This is a genomic window from Streptomyces pristinaespiralis, from assembly GCF_001278075.1.
GTDB lineage: Bacteria > Actinomycetota > Actinomycetes > Streptomycetales > Streptomycetaceae > Streptomyces > Streptomyces pristinaespiralis.
Map to the genome: position 1 here is coordinate 8,268,213 of NZ_CP011340.1, position 15,661 is coordinate 8,283,873.

The 15,661-nt window shown below is 73.1% G+C and carries 15 protein-coding genes; 9 read left to right on the forward strand and 6 right to left on the reverse strand.

The features are described 5' to 3' along the window. Positions 1-121: 121 nt before the first annotated feature. Genes SPRI_RS35410 through SPRI_RS35420 form a run of 3 tightly spaced genes read right to left on the reverse strand, consistent with a single transcriptional unit; the run spans position 122 to position 2,289 of the window. Entirely contained in the window at positions 122-997 is an 876-nt protein-coding gene (locus SPRI_RS35410; protein ID WP_005321814.1) for an NmrA/HSCARG family protein, read from the reverse strand. Then, a complete protein-coding gene (locus SPRI_RS35415) occupies positions 994-1,851 on the reverse strand; it encodes an SDR family oxidoreductase (RefSeq protein ID WP_005321816.1) in 858 nt (285 codons plus the stop codon). Before SPRI_RS35415 ends, SPRI_RS35410 begins: the two co-directional genes overlap by 4 nt. Positions 1,852-1,854: 3 nt before the next feature. Continuing rightward, a complete protein-coding gene (locus SPRI_RS35420; RefSeq protein WP_005321817.1) occupies positions 1,855-2,289 on the reverse strand; it encodes an ester cyclase in 435 nt (144 codons plus the stop codon). A 193-nt stretch (positions 2,290-2,482) separates the two neighbouring features. On the opposite strand from SPRI_RS35420, the gene SPRI_RS35425 reads away from it, so the two are divergent. Further along, the gene (locus tag SPRI_RS35425; RefSeq protein WP_005321818.1) at positions 2,483-3,346 is read left to right on the forward strand and encodes a class I SAM-dependent methyltransferase; all 864 of its coding nucleotides are present in this window, start codon (positions 2,483-2,485) and stop codon (positions 3,344-3,346) included. Between the two features lie 97 nt (positions 3,347-3,443). Here SPRI_RS35425 and SPRI_RS35430 read toward each other — a convergent pair whose 3' ends face one another. Next, a complete protein-coding gene (locus SPRI_RS35430; RefSeq protein ID WP_037775609.1) occupies positions 3,444-4,199 on the reverse strand; it encodes an SDR family NAD(P)-dependent oxidoreductase in 756 nt (251 codons plus the stop codon). 7 nt (positions 4,200-4,206) lie between these two features. Further along, positions 4,207-5,283, reverse strand: coding sequence for a serine hydrolase domain-containing protein (locus SPRI_RS35435; protein ID WP_005321820.1), 1,077 nt, complete (start codon positions 5,281-5,283; stop codon positions 4,207-4,209). A 445-nt stretch (positions 5,284-5,728) separates the two neighbouring features. Here SPRI_RS35435 and SPRI_RS35440 point away from each other — a divergent pair, with 445 nt between their 5' ends. From SPRI_RS35440 to SPRI_RS35470, 7 genes are read left to right on the forward strand one after another with little or no spacing between them, the layout of a single operon-like run. Then, complete coding sequence (locus tag SPRI_RS35440) at positions 5,729-7,339, forward strand: class I adenylate-forming enzyme family protein (protein ID WP_053556623.1); 1,611 nt, start codon at positions 5,729-5,731, stop codon at positions 7,337-7,339. 43 nt (positions 7,340-7,382) lie between these two features. Beyond that, complete coding sequence (locus SPRI_RS35445; RefSeq protein ID WP_005321822.1) at positions 7,383-7,694, forward strand: antibiotic biosynthesis monooxygenase family protein; 312 nt, start codon at positions 7,383-7,385, stop codon at positions 7,692-7,694. Continuing rightward, positions 7,684-9,465, forward strand: coding sequence for an FAD-dependent oxidoreductase (locus tag SPRI_RS35450; protein WP_106428501.1), 1,782 nt, complete (start codon positions 7,684-7,686; stop codon positions 9,463-9,465). Before SPRI_RS35445 ends, SPRI_RS35450 begins: the two co-directional genes overlap by 11 nt. Further along, complete coding sequence (fabG, locus tag SPRI_RS35455; RefSeq protein ID WP_005321830.1) at positions 9,462-10,256, forward strand: 3-oxoacyl-ACP reductase FabG; 795 nt, start codon at positions 9,462-9,464, stop codon at positions 10,254-10,256. The genes SPRI_RS35450 and fabG overlap by 4 nt, the downstream gene beginning before the upstream one ends. Positions 10,257-10,272: 16 nt before the next feature. After that, positions 10,273-11,229, forward strand: a complete 957-nt coding sequence (locus SPRI_RS35460; protein WP_005321832.1) for an aromatase/cyclase — start codon at positions 10,273-10,275, stop codon at positions 11,227-11,229. Continuing rightward, positions 11,226-13,028, forward strand: a complete 1,803-nt coding sequence (locus tag SPRI_RS35465) for an acyl-CoA dehydrogenase (protein WP_005321836.1) — start codon at positions 11,226-11,228, stop codon at positions 13,026-13,028. The genes SPRI_RS35460 and SPRI_RS35465 overlap by 4 nt, the downstream gene beginning before the upstream one ends. A 54-nt stretch (positions 13,029-13,082) precedes the next feature. Beyond that, entirely contained in the window at positions 13,083-13,898 is an 816-nt protein-coding gene (locus tag SPRI_RS35470) for a 4'-phosphopantetheinyl transferase family protein (RefSeq protein ID WP_005321838.1), read from the forward strand. A gap of 139 nt (positions 13,899-14,037) precedes the next feature. Here SPRI_RS35470 and SPRI_RS35475 read toward each other — a convergent pair whose 3' ends face one another. Then, positions 14,038-14,556, reverse strand: coding sequence for a hemerythrin domain-containing protein (locus tag SPRI_RS35475; RefSeq protein ID WP_063805319.1), 519 nt, complete (start codon positions 14,554-14,556; stop codon positions 14,038-14,040). 264 nt (positions 14,557-14,820) lie between these two features. Here SPRI_RS35475 and SPRI_RS39815 point away from each other — a divergent pair, with 264 nt between their 5' ends. After that, complete coding sequence (locus SPRI_RS39815; RefSeq protein WP_005321842.1) at positions 14,821-15,570, forward strand: response regulator transcription factor; 750 nt, start codon at positions 14,821-14,823, stop codon at positions 15,568-15,570. Positions 15,571-15,661 lie beyond the last annotated feature (91 nt).

Here is a 15,661-nt window from a genome sequence, read left to right on the forward strand (position 1 = left end):
ATACCGATAAGGGACTTTTGGTGCGTTCTGCTCGGGGTGGTGGCGCGGCGCGCGCAGGGGAGCGGCACCACGCGAAGGGCCCGGACCGCCGACGCGGTCCGGGCCCCTCGGTGCAGGCGGCTCAGAGGTCCAGGGACTTCAGGTACGCCGCGAAGGACAGCAGCCCCGGGTGCTCGGCGCGCAGCGCGGGGATGTCCGCCCGGTAGCCGTGCTCCTGGAACCACTCGAACATCAGCGCAATCTCCGGCGCGTTGGGGATGTACGGGTTCCCGGCCACCGCGTCCAGCGGCAGCTCCTCGAACCGGGCCGGCAGACCCGTACGCGCGGCGAACGCCTCTGCGACCTCCCTCGCGCTCAGCTCGTCGCCCGCCAGTTCCACCGCACGGCCCACGTACTCGGCGGGCCGCTCGAACGCCTCGGCGGCGAAGAAGCCGATGTCCTCCACGGCGATGAACTGCACGCGGGTGTCCGGCTTCAGCGCCAGCTGCACCACCAGCGTCCCGTCCACGAGTCGCGGACCGTGCGCGGCGAAGTTGTCCATGAAGAACGACGGACGCAGCACCGTCACCGGCACCGAAAGCTCCTGCAGGTACCGCTCGATGTGACGCTTGGACTCGAAGTGCGGTACGCCGCTGTGCCGTTCCGCACCGCCCACCGAGCTGTACACGACGTGCGCCACGCCGGCGGCCTTCGCCGCACGCGCCACCGCGCGGCCCTGACGGACCTCGCCGCCCAGGCCCTTGGGCGTCATGAACGTCTGCACGGAGAACACCCCGTGCACACCCTCCATCGCGGAACGCAGCGACGCCTCGTCGTCCAGGTCGCCGCGCACCAGCGTCACGCCCAGGTCGGCCAGCGCCCGGGCCGCCTCGGAGGCCGGGTCGCGCACCAGCGCCGCCACCGTGCGCCCACGGCGCACCAGTTCACGCGCGGTCGCCCCGCCCTGAAGGCCCGTCGCACCGGTCACCAGGACCGTACCGCCGGCCCCGGTGCTCATACCGTCACCTCCTCGGCGGCGAACAGCGACGCGTTCGCCTCTGCCCACGCCCGGTAGCCGCGCGGCTCACGGCCGGTCAGCAGCCGTACCGCCGGCGTCGGCCGGGCCCACGGCACCTCGGGGCTGTGCAGGGCGGCCACGTTGGTCACCGCCGCCGGACGGTCGCCGGTGATGCCCGCGAAGACCTCCACGACCTCCTCCTGCGGCGCGACGGAGAAGTCCAGTTCACGGCCCAGGACCTCGCCCAGGATGCGGGCCTGCTCCTTCGAGGTCAGCACCTCGGAACCGGTCAGCACGTACGCCTTGCCCCGGTGGCGCTCGTCGGTGAGCGCGGCCACCGCAGAGGAGGCGATGTCGTACTCGTCGATCGGCGCACCCGGGTTGTTGCCGATCCAGCAGCGCACCGCGCCGCTCTCCCGCACGGTCCTGATCCACCACGAGGTGTTGGCGTGGAAGGGGCCGGGACGCAGGAACGTCGTGTCGACGCCGGACGCGGTGATGGCCTCCTCCGCGGCCCGGTGCTCGTCCGCGATGCCGTGCGGCAGCGGATGCAGCACGCTCGCCGACGACAGGAACACCAGGTGCCCGACGCCCGACGCCGCGGCGGCCGCGGCGACGTTGCGGGCCTCGCCCGCCACATCGCCGGACAGCACCACCAGCGCCGAGTCCACCCCCTGGAACGCGGCGGCCAGCGACGCCGGGTCGGCGGGGGAGCCCGCCACCACCTCGACGCCGGCCGGCAGGTTCGCCTCCTCGGGGGTACGGCTCAGGGCGCGCACCCGACGGCCCGCCGCGGCGAGCTGTTCCACGGCCTCACGGCCCACTTTGCCGGTCGCTCCGGTGACGAGAATCATGGCTCAGTCCCTCCAGCCGTTCGGCTCCGGCCACGGCGACCCGAGCTGCCGGTAGGTGCCCTGGTAGTCCGGCCAGTCACGGTGGTCACGGATCTTGCCGTCGACCAGGCGGATCAGATGGATCTGCTCCCCGGAGAAACGGCGCCCGGTCGGCGCCATGCCCACCAGGTTGCCGACATGACGGCCGTACAGAACGAGGTTGGCGCGCACCCAGTCGCCGCGCTCCTCGATGAGGACCTCCTCGAGGTACGCCTCCTCGGAGAAGGTCATCTTCAGCCACTTCACGGCCATCGCGAACGAGTCGGGACCACGCAGGTCCATGTGCTCCATCGTCGCCGGATTCAGATAATCCGGGTGGATGAATTCCGCGACGTCATCGGTCTTTCCCGTGTTGTACGCCTCCACCATGCGGCGCACCGCCGCTATATGACTGCTCATCGCATTCCCTTCGCCGGGCGCCCAAAAGAAATTCAGGACACTGGCCGACATTGTGCGGTGGCCGAAGAGGCCGGGCAAGCAGCGAATTGCCGCCGTCGACCGGCTCTCGAACGGTCCTCCACCACCACCCGGCCAAAAGGCCGCAGCATTCACCCTGAACAGATCCATGCCGCCACCACCCCCGGAGCTGACCGTGGACACCGCCACCACCTACAAGACGAAAGTCACCGCCGCCTTCAACAAGGCCGCGGCGGCCTACGACCGGCTCGGGGTCGAGTTCTTCACCCCCATGGGCCGCCGGCTCGTCGAGCACGCCCGCCCGCAGCCCGGACAGCGGCTCCTCGACGTCGGCTGCGGTCTGGGCGCCACCCTGCTGCCCGCCGCCGACCGGATCGGCCCCACCGGCCACGCGCTCGGCATCGACATCGCAGAGGCGATGATCGAACAGGCCGGCCAGGAGGCCCGCCGCCAGGGCATCGACAACGTCGAACTGCGGGTCATGGACGGCGAACACCCCGACCTGCCCGCCCGGTCCTTCGACCTCGTCCTGGGCAGCTACAGCGTCATCTTCCTGCCCGACGCCCGCGCCGCCCTCGCCCGCTACGCCGACCTGCTGCGCGACGGCGGCCGAATCGCGTTCACCAGCCCCGTCTTCCACAAGGACCAGTTCCCCTTCCTGCCGCCGCTGTTCAGCCGCTGGATCCCCATGTCGCTGCTCCAGCACCTGCCGCCCGCCTGGCACCCCGAGCAGCTGCGGCGCCAGCTGCACTCCTGGCTCGAGGACCCCGCCGACCTCGAAGCCGCTCTGCGGCAGGCCGGATTCACCGACACCGTCATCACCGACGAGGTGGTGGAGATGACCGCCGCGAGCGGCGAGGACTGGGTCGAGTGGTCCCACACCCAGGGCATGCGCCTGCTGTGGCAGCACCTGCCCACCGACGAGGCCGCCGCCCTGCGCACCCGCCTGACCGGCGAACTCGACGCCCTGCGCGGCGCCGACGGCCTCATCCGCATCGACGTCCCCGTCCGCTACGTCACCGCCACCGTCGCCCGCTGAGAGCACCCGGCAGACAAAACGACGGCAGGACCGGACAAGGGAGCGGCCCCCGGGGAGAACTCCCCGGGGGCCGCTCCAGGTGCGCGACGCGGCGGCGTCAGGTCACCGACAGCGCACCGTCCACCGCCACGACCGTGCCGTTGGCGTACCCGGCCTCCGGCCGGGTCAACTGCACGATCCACCATGCGATGTCCTCCGGCCGGCCGACCCGGCCCGCCGGGATCCGCTCCGCCATCTGCGCGAGGAACGCCTCGTAGGCCTCCGCCGGCATCCCGGCCCGCACCCCCACACCGGTGTCCACGACACCGGGCGCGATACCGACCGACCGGATGCCGCGCGGCGCGAGCTCGACGGCCCAGGTGCGGGTCAGGAAGTCGAGCGCCACCTTCGCCATCCCGTACACCGAGTTCTCCGGCCAGGCCCGGCGGCCCAGCGAACCCGCCGAGCTGACGTTCACCACGACCCCGCCGGCCTCCTCGAGCGCGTCCAGGGCCGCCTGCGTCAAAAATACGGGCGCGAGGAGATTGGTGCCCAACTGCCGACGCACGGATTCGCGTTCCAGACCGTCCAGGGACGCGAATCCGGTGACGGCCGCATTGTTCACGAGAACATCGAGACGGCCGAATTCCTCGAGCGCCGTCCGGACAATGAGATCCGGCGCGTCGTGGTCGTGGACATCGGCGACCAGAATTCGAATCCGGTCGTGCCCGTCCGCTGTTTCCTTCAGCGTCGATTCACTGCGTCCGACAATGAGCACATGCGCACCGTCGTCCGCGAAAGCGCGGGCCGTGGCAGCGCCGATACCCGTGCCGCCGCCGGTGACGACGACCGATTTCCTCACCTGGTCCGTCATCACGGCCTCAGGAGCACAGGGCGGTGTTGACACCGCGGATGACGGCCTGCTCGGCCTCCGGGCCGAAGTCCTTGTCGCCGATCGTGAACGACAGCTGCACCCGGGCGGATCGGTCGCGGGTGGTGGCCGCGAACGTGGCGTAGCCGGGGATGCCGGCGCCGTGGCCCCACAGGTCCAGGTCGTCGTCGTTCTCCAGCTTCATGATGCCCAGGCCGTAGCCGATGCCCATCGGCAGGTTCTCGATCATCTCCGGCGGCAGCGGCGTCGTCATCTCGGTGAACTCCGGCTCGTTCAGCAGCTCGCCGCTGAACAGGGCCGTGAAGAACCGGTCCAGGTCCGCCGTGGTGGAGATGATCTCACCCGCGCAGCCCGCCTCCGAGGGGTTCATCAGCGTCACGTCGACCGGCTCGCCGCCGATCTGCATGTAGCCGCGGGCGTGCGGCCCGGGGATGTTCGGGTCGTCGCCCGGCAGCGTCGTCTCCTTCAGCCCCAGCGGCTCCAGCACCCGCTCGGTGATCTCCTCGCGGTAGGAGCGGCCCGTGATCTTCTTGATGAGCAGGCCGACGATGAAGTAGTTGGTGTTGCAGTACGCGAACTTCGTGCCCGGCTCGAACTCCAGCGGCTTGGCCGCCGCGATCGCGATCAGGTCCTCGGGCTCGTAGTGCTTGTAGCGGTCGCGCAGGAACCGGTCGCCCGGCTTCTGGAACGAGTCCATGTAGTTGTACAGGCCGCTGGTGTGCTGCATCAGGTTCCGGACGGTGATCTTCTCGCCGTACGGCAGCAGCCCCGGCAGGTAGCTCTCCACCGTGCGGTCCAGGTCGAGGCGGCCCTCGGCGACCAGCTGCAGCACCACCACGGACACGAACGGCTTGGTGATGCACGAGATACGGAAACGGCCGTCCGCGGGAACCGGCCGGTCCGAGCCCAGCTCCGCGATCCCCGAGGTGACGACGAAGGAGTTGTCCCCCCGGGTGACCCGGAACTGCACGCCGGCCGCACCGGCCTGGACCAGCCGGTCCGCCGCGCCCTGCACGGCCTCCTGAAGAGCCGAGACCCCCGGCCGGTCGATCGTCGTCTGCGTCATGCGTCAAACCCCCATCGGGTGGCGAATCGGTCCGTACGCGGGGCCCGGGGGAGTGTCCGCGAAGCGGCGCCGGCCGCCAGATGGGGCGGCACGTCGCGACACGGCCCGGATCCCTGCGCAGGCAAGGACGTACGCGGCCCAACGTGGCCGGTCCCGATGGAGGCCCGCCCGCACGCCGCTGGAGCGTTGCTCGCACCCGGCCACCGCCCCGCCCTGCGACGCCGGCCGCCCCGCCCCGCGACGCCGGCCGCCCCGCCCCCGGCCGGCCGCCCGCTCCGCCGCCCGTCCGCGCACCGCCGAGGGACCGTCGAGCGGACTTCCACGGTTTCTCGAGCGCCGCCGCACAGCGTGGCACCCGACACCCGACCGGTGCCTGCCAGCGCTGGTGCCCCTCCCGGCAGGCCGGGCCGGTCGCGGCATCCGCCACCCGGAGGAGGACCACGCCGTGCCGCGATTCACGCACCCGGAACTGCCCCTGGACGGACTGCTGCGCCAGGCCGCCGTCCGGGACCCCGACGGCACCGCCCTGACCTGCGGGCAGCACACCCTCACCTACGCCGAACTCGACGCCCGCGCCGACCGCGTCGCCCACTACCTCCTGCGCGCCACCGGCCGGCCGGGCACCACCGTCGGCGTGGCGAACACCCTCGACGCCGCGTTCGCCGCCACCTACTACGGCACCAGCCGCAGCGGCAGCACCATCGCCCTGGTCAACCCGCTCATCGGCGAGGCGGCACTGCGGCACGTGTTCACCGCCGCCGCGATCGAGATCGCGTTCGTGCCCTGCGCCACCGCCGAACTGCTCACCAAGATGCGCGAGCAACTGCCCCGCCTGCACACCATCGTCGTCACCGACGCCGACGACGGCGTGGTCCCCGCCGACGCCACCCCGCTCCACGTCGCCCTGCACGGCGCGGACGACGGGCCGGCCGCACCCGCCCACGGACCGGCCGACCTGTCGGCGACCGTGTGCGTGCAGTTCACCACCGGCACCACCGGCCGTCCCAAGGGCGTGCGCCTGACCCACCGCAACCTGGTCGCCAACGCCCACCAGATCGCCCTCGCCCACGGCCTCGGCCCGGACTCCGTCACCCTCAACCACCTGCCGCTGTTCCACGTGATGCACCTCAACTCGGCCGTGTGCGCCGGAGCCGCGCAGGTGCTGTGCCCCGACGGCGACCCCCTCGCCTCCCTCGCGCTGGCCGCCCGCACGGGCGCCACCCACTACTACGGGCTCCCCGCCCGCCTGCACCGCCTCGCCGCCGACCCGCGACCGGCCGCGTCCCCCGACGCCGTCCCCGCCCTGCCCCGGCTCACCGCCGTCCTGTCCGGCGGCACCGCGCTCGCGCCCGCCGCCGCCCGCCGGCTGAGCCAACTGCTCGGCGTCCCCGTCGTCCAGGGCTACGGGATGGCCGAACTCTCCCCGCTGTCCCACAACCAGCGCCTCGACGACACCCGTCCCGGCGCCGTCGGACACCCCCTGCCCGGCACCGAGTCCCGCATCGTCGGCCTCGACTCGCGCGAGGTGGCGGACGTGTGGGCCACCGGCGAAGTGCAGGTCCGCGGACCGCAGGTGATGGCCGGCTACCTCGACGACGACGAACCCTCACCGATCGACGCCGACGGCTGGTTCTCCACCGGCGACATCGGCTACCAGGACGCCGACGGCGTCCTCCACCTCGTCGACCGGCTCGGCGACGTCTTCAAGTACGACAACGAACTCGTCTCACCGTCCGCCGTCGAACGGATCATCGCCGACGACCCCCGCGTCGCCGAATGCGTCGTCGTCGGCTGGCCCGACGCCGTGCACGGCGCCGTCGTATGGGCCGGCATCGTCCTGCGCGAGACCCCCGGGCCCCCGCAGCACGCGGCCCACGCCGTCCTCGACGTCCTCGACGCGATCACCGAGAAGGCCAACTCCCGGCTCGCCCACTTCGAACGCATCCGCCGCGTCGAAGCCCTCGACACCGTCCCGCGCACCCCCACCGGCAAACCCCGCCGCCAGGAACTGCGCCGCCGGCTGCGCGACCGCGCCGCCGCAGAAGCCGCCGCCTGACACCCCGCCCACGCCGGCGACCCCTTCCGCAAGGAGACGACCCATGGTGACCTTCGTCAACAAGCTGACCGTGCACGGCGACCACGACGCCTTCCTCGCCGTCCGCGCCCGCCTCACCGCCTACATGTCCGCCCAGCCCGGCTACGTCAGCCACCAGAACCTGCGCGCCCTCGGCGCCGGGAACGTCCACCTCGAGATCGCCGTCTGGGACAGCGCGGAGGCACACCGCGCCGCCGTCGGCAGCGACGGCTTCCGCGCCATCGTGGCCGACCTCAAGCCACTGGTGACCGCCGAACCCGCCATGTACGAGACCGAGGACGCCGCCGCCCCGCTGGAGGCGGCCGGTGTCCGATGACCGCCGGCCCGACGTCCTGGTCGCCGGCGCCGGCCCGGTCGGCCTGACCGCCGCCCACGAACTGGCCCGCCGCGGCCTGCGCGTCCGCCTCGTCGACGCCGCCACCGGCCCCGCCCGCACCAGCCGCGCCGTCGCCGTCCACCCGCGCACCCTGGAAACCCTCGACCAGATGGGCACCGCCGCACCCGTCATCGAAGCCGGCCGCAAGAACCGGGCGTTCACCATGTTCGCCTCCGGCCGCCGGCTGGTGCGCCTGGAGGCCGACTACCGCAGCATGCCCACCCGCCACCCCTACACCGTGATCATCGAGCAGACCCGCACCGAGGCCGTCCTGCGCGACGCCGTCGCCCGGCTCGGCGTCGAGATCGAATGGGGCGTACGGCTCACCGGCCTCGAGCAGGACACCACCACCGTACGAGCCACCCTGCGGCACGCCGACGGCACCGAGGAGATCTGCGAGACACCCTGGCTGGTGGGCTGCGACGGCGGCCACAGCACCGTACGCAAACAGCTCGGCCTGCCCCTGATCGGCGAGAGCCGCGACACCTGGCTGCTGGCCGACGCACCCGTACGCACCGACCTCGAACCCGACAGCATCTACTGGGTCCACACCGGCAAACAGGCCATGATGATGGTGCCCTACGCCCGCCCGGGCCACTGGCGGCTGCTGGACACCGCCCCCCGGACCCCCGACGCGGCCGGCGCCGCCGAACGCATCGCCGACCGCCTCACCACCGGCCTCGGCCACCAGGTCCACGTTGGCGACCCCGAATGGGTCTCCGTCTTCACCTTCCAGCAGCGCATGGTGCCCCGCATGCACCAAGGCCGCGTCTTCGTCGCCGGCGACGCCGCCCACGTCCACAGCCCGGCCTCCGGACAGGGCATGAACACCGGCATCCAGGAGGCCTACAACCTCGCCTGGAAACTCGCCATGGTCCACCAGGGCCACGCCGGCCCCGCGCTCCTGGACACCTACAGCACCGAACGCGTCCCCATCGGCAAGCAGCTCCTCGGCTCCACCCGCACCGCCACCTTCCTCGTCCAGCTCAAGAACGCCCTCGCCTCCCTCGCCCTGCCCGCCGTCTTCACCGTCGTACGCGCCGTGCCCCCGCTGCGCCGCGCCATCCAGCGCAAGGTCCTCGGCGGCATGTCCGGACTGCGCATCGACTACGCCACCAGCCCGCTGACCACCGGCGCAGGACCCGAACCCGTCCCCGTCGCCGCGCCCGTCGCCGCGCCCGTGTTCGTACCCAGGCACCGCCATGTGCCCGCCCCCGGCGAACGCGCCGCCACCGCCACCGCCCGCGAACCCGCCTCGCCCGGCCCGCGCGCCTTCGCCGACGAACTGCGCGACGTGCGCTGGACCCTGCTCGTCGCCCCCGGCGCCCACACCGCCGCCGGCACCCCCGTCCGCACCGCCACCGACGCCGCCGCCCGCCACGGCGCCTGGCTGTCCGTGCGCACCGTCGGCGACACCACCACCCCCGGCCCACGCCCCCTGCCCGACCCCGACGGCGCCCTGCGCCGCGCCCTGGGCCTCGCCTCCGGCGCCTGGGCGCTCATCCGCCCCGACGGCTACCTCGCCGCCCACGGCGGCCTGCTCACCCCCCGCGCCCTCGACGAGGCCCTGCGACCGCTGTCCCTGACAGCACCGCACCAGCCCCACAGCACACCTGAGTCCCTTCTCGAGCGGGCCTCGTCCGGCCGTCGAGCGGACCGGGACACCGTCGACAGCACCGTCGGCGCACCGCACAAGGAGGCACAACGATGACCGCACCGTCGCCGGCGACGCCGCCGGTCGCCCTGGTCACCGGCGCCACCAGCGGCATCGGCCTCGCCGTCGCCCGCGACCTCGGCCGCCGCGGCCACCGCGTCTTCATCTGCGCCCGCACCGCCCTGGAGGTCAAACAGACCGTCGAGGACCTCCGCGACGAAGGCCTGGAGGCCGAGGGCGCCGCCGCCGACGTCCGCTGCCGCGACTCGGTGGCCGCCCTCGTGCGCACCGTCCTGGACACCTACGGACCCGTCACCGTCCTCGTCAACAACGTCGGACGCAGCGGCGGCGGACCCACCGCCGACATCGCCGACGAACTCTGGTACGACGTCATCGACACCAACCTCAACAGCGTCTTCCTGCTGACCCGCGAAGTCCTCAAGAACGGCGGCCTCGCCGACGCCACCTGGGGACGCATCATCAACATCGCCTCCACCGCGGGAAAACAGGGCGTCCTGCTCGGCGCCCCCTACTCCGCCTCCAAGCACGGCGTCGTCGGCTTCACCAAAGCCCTCGGCAAGGAACTCGCCCCCGCCGGCATCACCGTCAACGCGGTCTGCCCCGGCTACGTCGAGACCCCGCTGGCCGAACGCGTCCGCCAGGGCTACGCCGCCGCGTGGGACACCACGGAGGAATACGTACAGGAGCAGTTCGAGGCCAAGATCCCCCTCGGCCGCTACACCACCCCCGAAGAAGTGGCCGCCCTGGTCGGCTACCTCACCACCGAACACGCCGCCTCCATCACCGCCCAGGCACTCAACGTCTGCGGCGGCCTGGGCAACGTCTGAAGAAGGAAGAGAAAAGATGTCCGCTGAGCGAGTGCACGCAACGACGCACGAGGTGAACGTGGCCGCGCCCGCCGGCGTGGTCTACGGCCTGATCTCCGACGCCGTCCAGTGGCCGCTGTTCTTCCCGCCCAACGTCCACGTGGAACGCCTGGAGTTCGACGGCGCCAGCGAACGCCTGCGCATGTGGGCCACCGCCAACGGACAGGTCAAGTCCTGGACCTCCCGCCGCGTCCTCGACCCCGCCCGGCGCCGCATCGAGTTCCGCCAGGAACTGCCCGCCTCCCCGGTGCAGTCCATGGGCGGCACCTGGATCGTCGAACCGCTCGACGCGAACCGGTCCAAGCTGACCCTGCTGCACGACTTCACCGTCGCCGGCGACGCCGCCGACGACGTCGCCTGGGTCGAACGCGCCACCGACACCAACAGCCGCGCCGAACTGGACAACCTCAGCCGGCTCGCCGAACGCTGGTCCCAGCTCGACGACCTCGTCCTGTCCTTCGAGGACTCCGTCCGCGTCAACGGCCCCGCCGAACTCGTCTACGACTTCCTCTACCGGGTGGCGGACTGGCCCCAGCTCGTCCCGCACGTCTCCCGCCTGGAGCTGACGGAGGACCAGCCCGGCGTCCAGGTCATGGCCATGGACACCGTCACCGCCGACGGCTCCACCCACACCACCGAGTCCGTCCGCGTCTGCTTCCCCCACGCCGGACGCATCGTCTACAAGCAGACCGCCACCCCGCTGCTGATGGCCGCCCACACCGGCGAATGGTCCGTCGTCCCCGACGAGACCGGCGTCACCGTCACCTCCCAGCACAGCGTCGTCCTGCGCCCGGAGAACATCGAGTCCGTCCTCGGCCCGGACGCCGACGTGCAGACCGCCCGCCGCTACGTCCGCGAGGCCCTGGGCCGCAACAGCGGCGCCACCCTCGCCCTCGCCAAGAAGCACGCGGAGAGCGCGGTCCGCGTCCTGTGACCGCACCCGTGACCGCGCCCGCCCCGGCAGCGGCGGGCCACCGACCGAGCACCCCCGGGCCCGCCACGGGCCCGGGGGCGCACGGCGGCGCCCCGCCCGGCGCCGCCGAGCGGGCCGCCTGGCTGGAGAACCTCCTCGGCGACCCCGACGACCCGCGCAACCCGCACGGCTACACACCCCTCCTGGACGCCGACGACCGCCGCGAGATCCCCGCCGCCACCGAAGCGCTGCTCACCGACGCCGGACTCACCGCCGAACTCGTCCCCCACGAACTCGGCGGCCGCCTCATCCGCCCCGACCTCCTCGCCCAGGTCCTGCGCCCTCTCTTCCGCCGCGACGTCGCCCTCGGCTTCGGCCACGGCATCACCTCGCTGTTCGGCGCCTCCGCCGTCTGGGCGGCCGGCGACACCGCACAGCGGGAAGCGACCGCCCGCGTGCTCCTGGCCGGCGGCCGCACCCCGATCCTCCACCACGAACTCGCCCACGCCAACGCGATCCTGCGCGACGAGTTCACCGCACGACCCACCCCCGACGGCGGCTTCGTCCTGTCCGGACGCAAGGACGTCGTCATCAACGCCGACCGGGCGGACGCCTACGTCATGTACGCCCGTACGGCGTCCTCGACCGGCCCACGAAGCCACTCCGTGCTGCTGCTCGACCCCGAGCGGCTGCCGCCCGGCGGCCTGCGCCGGCTGCCGCGCGCCCTCACCCCGGGCATGCGCGGCAGCCGCTTCGCGGGCCTCGAGTTCACCGACTGCCCCGCCGGGGCCGACACCCTCGTCGGCGACCTCGGCGACGGCGTCCCGCTCGCCCTGCGCACCTACCAGGTCAACCGCTGCCTCATCCCCGCCACCGTCGTCGCCGGCGTCGACAGCGTCCTGCGCTTCGCCGTCCGCGCCGCCGTCACCGGACGGCCCGCCGGCGTCCCGCCCCGCCGCTGGCACACCGTGCTGGCCGGCGTCTTCGCCGACCTGCTCGCCTGCGACAGCATGGCCGTCACCGGACTGCGCGCCCTGAGCCTGCTGCCCGACAGCTCCCACCTGCTCGCCGCCGCCGTCAAGATGACCATGCCCGACCTGCTCCGCGAGGACCTCGAGGAGCTCTCCACCGTCCTCGGCGCGCACGGCTACGACCGCGGCCCGCGCTACGGCGGCTTCCAGAAACTCGTCCGCGACCTGCCCGTCGCCGGACTCGGCCACGCCGGCACCGCCGCCTGCCAGGCCGTCATCGTGCCCCAACTGCCCACCCTCGCCCGCCGCTCCTGGTTCCGCACCGACGAACCGGCCGGCCGGCTGTTCCTGCCCCGGGCGCCGCTGCCCGCCTTCGACTACCGCGCCCTCACCCTCACCGGCAGCGACGACGTCCTGACCGCGTCCCTGATCGGCACCGCCGAACGCCTCGCCCCCCTGCGCACCACCTCGGACGCCTGGGCCGCCCTCGCCGACCTCGCCGACGCGTTCGTCCAGGAGATGCGCGCCCTGCGCGAACAGTGCGCCGCCCTCCCCGACATCACCCACGCCGCACTCGTCGACCCCCGCGTCTGCGCCCTGGCCGACCGCTACGCCCTGGTCCTCGCGGCCGCCGCCTGCCTGGGCGTGTGGCAGGGCCAGGACGGCACCGGCACCTTCCTGTCCGACCCGGCATGGGCCGTCCTCGCCCTCACCCGCATCGGCCGCAGACTCGGCGTCCCGGTCCCCGAACTCCCCGGGAACACCACCAAGGCGGTCCTCGAAGAGGTGCTCGCGCGCTACCGGGACCACCGCAGCTTCGACCTGTACGACACACGGCTCGCCGGCTGACAGACCGGCCAGGGCGGGGCCGGCACGACCGGCCGCCTTCGGGAGGGGTAAGCGATGAACGAGCAGAGGATCAGCACACCGATCCACGTGCCCCGGCCCGCCGGGCCGTGGCAGGGCGTGCACGAGAACCTGACCCGGACGGGAAACGCGGTCGTGCACACCACCTGGGGCGAATGGCTGCCCGCCGCGCTCACCGCACCCCGCCTGCGCCGGCTGCTGGGCCGCGACTGGACCCGCTACCGCCGCATCCCCGATGCGACGGTGCGCTTCCGCTTCGTCGCCGCCCGGCTGCTGATGAAACACACCGCGGCCGCGGCCCTGCGCGTCGACCCCGAGACCCTCGACCTCGCCTACCGCCTCGGCGGCCGCCCCTACCTGCGCGGCTTCGACCAGATCGACCTGAGCCTGACCCACACCGGCGACCTCATGGCCGTCGGCCTCAGCCGCCACGGCCGCATCGGCGTCGACGCAGAACCGGCCGACCGCCGCATGCGGTTCGACCTCCTCCAGGCCCAGATGTGCACCCCCACGGAGGCCGCCGAACTCGCCCCGCTGCCCGAGCGCGAACAGACCGCCCAGACCCTGCGCCTGTGGACCCTCAAAGAGGCCTACACCAAGGCCCTCGGCCAGGGCATGCGCCTGGGCTTCACCGAGTTCGGCTTCGGCCTGCGCAGCGGCCGCCTGCTGGCCCCCGACGGCTCACCCGCCACCCGCGGCGAATGGGCCTTCGCCACGCACCCCGCGCTCGGCGGCCGCTACCTGCTGTCCGTCGCCTGCCACGACGCCGGCCTCGACCCGGCCGACGACACCTCGGCCCGCACCATGCTCGACCCGGGCTTCCTGGCGGCGATGGCGCACCACCAGCACTGACCGGGCCGGGCCGCGCCGGGTCGGCACCGGAAGCGCCGGGGCTCCGGCGCGAGCGACCGGACCGGGCCGGGGCGGAACCCCGGCATCAGCGTGAGGACACGGCCGCCCGGCGGACACCACCGCAGCCGCCCGCCCCCGGCTACTCCTGCCCGGACACGTCCTGGATGACGTCCTGGAGGACCACGCCGCCCGGCAGCGGCGCGGACAGGCCGTTCAGGGCCGTGACGATCTTCTTCTCCTCGTACACGAAGTGGGACTCCAACAGGGCCGCCAGACCGTCCAGTTCCTTGCGCACCTCCTGCGCGGGCAGCGCGCCCTCGCCCGTGCCGAGGCCGCCCAGCAGCTCCTCGATGCGGCGCAGGATGTCCGCCACCGTGTGGTGGTCGTTCTCCAACTCCTCCAGCACCGGCCGCAGTTCCGGGAACTGCTGCGCCAGCGCGGGGAAGGCGGCGTCGTCCTCCTCGGTGTGGTGGCGGCGCACCGCGGAGCAGAACGTCAGGCAGTGGGCCCGCAGCTCCCGCGGCCGTTCGCCGCCCTCCAGGAAGGCGTCGACGTCGTCGGCGAGCCGCGCCAGTTCCTCGCGCAGCCACAGATGGACCGCGATCAGCTGGTTGCCGAATGCCGCGAGCCGGTCGCCGTGACCGGTGAATGTCTCCATGATCGTCCCATGCCCTCGTCGTGGAGCGCGATACCACCACCGCCCGCCCGGCCCGGTCAACCCGCCCCCGCCTTCAGGCCCGGCGCCTCGAGCGGGCCTCGAGCGGTTCTGCCCGGCCCCGTGGTCGGCACCCCGCGCGAGGCCCCTGACTCCTGAACAGCTCAGCGCCCTCTCGAAGCCGGCTGGAGAAGCCCGGGCCGCCCCACCGGCGGCGGATAGCGTGATCGTGCTTGACGACCACAAGTGCGGCACAGGGGGCGGGTCATGACGGAAGCAGGAACCGGCCTCGGCCGGACGGCGCCCGCGCACGGCGGCAAGGCCTCCGTCCTGCGCATGCTGCCCGGCGGGGCGACCGCCGCACCGGGAGTGCGGCTGTTCCTCGTCGGCGGTGACGCGCTCGCCCGGGCCGGGATCCGCTCCCTGCTCGACGGGCAGGGCGGCATCAGTGTCATAGGGGAGGACGAGCCCGGCCCGCGGGCCCTGGCAGCGTTGCGGGCCCAGGCGCCCGACGTGCTCGTCGTCCACGGGCTGCGCGAGGCGCACGAGGCCGACGCGCTGCTGCGCGAGGTCGACCCCGGCATACGGGTGCTCACCGTCGGCGGGGCCGAGCCCAAGGGCCGGACCACGGCCGTCCTGCACGGCCATCTGCCCCACTCCACCACCTCCCAGCAGCTGGCCGCCGCCGTCTCACTGGCCGCCGCCGGCTACTCGCTGACCCGAGGCCCGCTGCCCCCCACCACCACCGAACCCGCCCCGGCCGCCACGCCGGAGAAGGCCGCACCCCGGCCCCGGGCCGCCGCCACCGTCTCCGACGTGCCGCCCGAGCAGCTCACCGGCCGCGAGTGCCAGATCCTCGACCTGGTGGCCCGCGGACTGTCCAACACCGAGATCGCCCAGTCGCTGACGCTGTCCGAACACACCGTCAAGACCCATGTGCAGAACCTGCTGAACAAGCTGCGGCTGCGCAACCGCGTGCACGTGGCCATCTACGCCTTCGAGACCGGCCTGCGCTGACGCCCGCACCGGCACATCAGGAGCGGGTCAGCGCCCCGTCAACCCCTCCCGCGAGGCTGAGCGGGATTCTCGCCGCCCAGCCGCGGACGGC

Coding starts and splice junctions, on each gene's coding strand:
- SPRI_RS35410 (WP_005321814.1), bottom strand. CDS start 997: ATGAGCACCGGGGCCGGCGGTACGGTCCTGGTGACCGGTGCGACGGGC.
- SPRI_RS35415 (WP_005321816.1), bottom strand. CDS start 1,851: ATGATTCTCGTCACCGGAGCGACCGGCAAAGTGGGCCGTGAGGCCGTG.
- SPRI_RS35420 (WP_005321817.1), bottom strand. CDS start 2,289: ATGAGCAGTCATATAGCGGCGGTGCGCCGCATGGTGGAGGCGTACAAC.
- SPRI_RS35430 (WP_037775609.1), bottom strand. CDS start 4,199: ATGACGGACCAGGTGAGGAAATCGGTCGTCGTCACCGGCGGCGGCACG.
- SPRI_RS35435 (WP_005321820.1), bottom strand. CDS start 5,283: ATGACGCAGACGACGATCGACCGGCCGGGGGTCTCGGCTCTTCAGGAG.
- SPRI_RS35445 (WP_005321822.1), top strand. CDS start 7,383: ATGGTGACCTTCGTCAACAAGCTGACCGTGCACGGCGACCACGACGCC.
- fabG (WP_005321830.1), top strand. CDS start 9,462: ATGACCGCACCGTCGCCGGCGACGCCGCCGGTCGCCCTGGTCACCGGC.
- SPRI_RS35460 (WP_005321832.1), top strand. CDS start 10,273: ATGTCCGCTGAGCGAGTGCACGCAACGACGCACGAGGTGAACGTGGCC.
- SPRI_RS35470 (WP_005321838.1), top strand. CDS start 13,083: ATGAACGAGCAGAGGATCAGCACACCGATCCACGTGCCCCGGCCCGCC.
- SPRI_RS35475 (WP_063805319.1), bottom strand. CDS start 14,556: ATGGAGACATTCACCGGTCACGGCGACCGGCTCGCGGCATTCGGCAAC.
- SPRI_RS39815 (WP_005321842.1), top strand. CDS start 14,821: ATGACGGAAGCAGGAACCGGCCTCGGCCGGACGGCGCCCGCGCACGGC.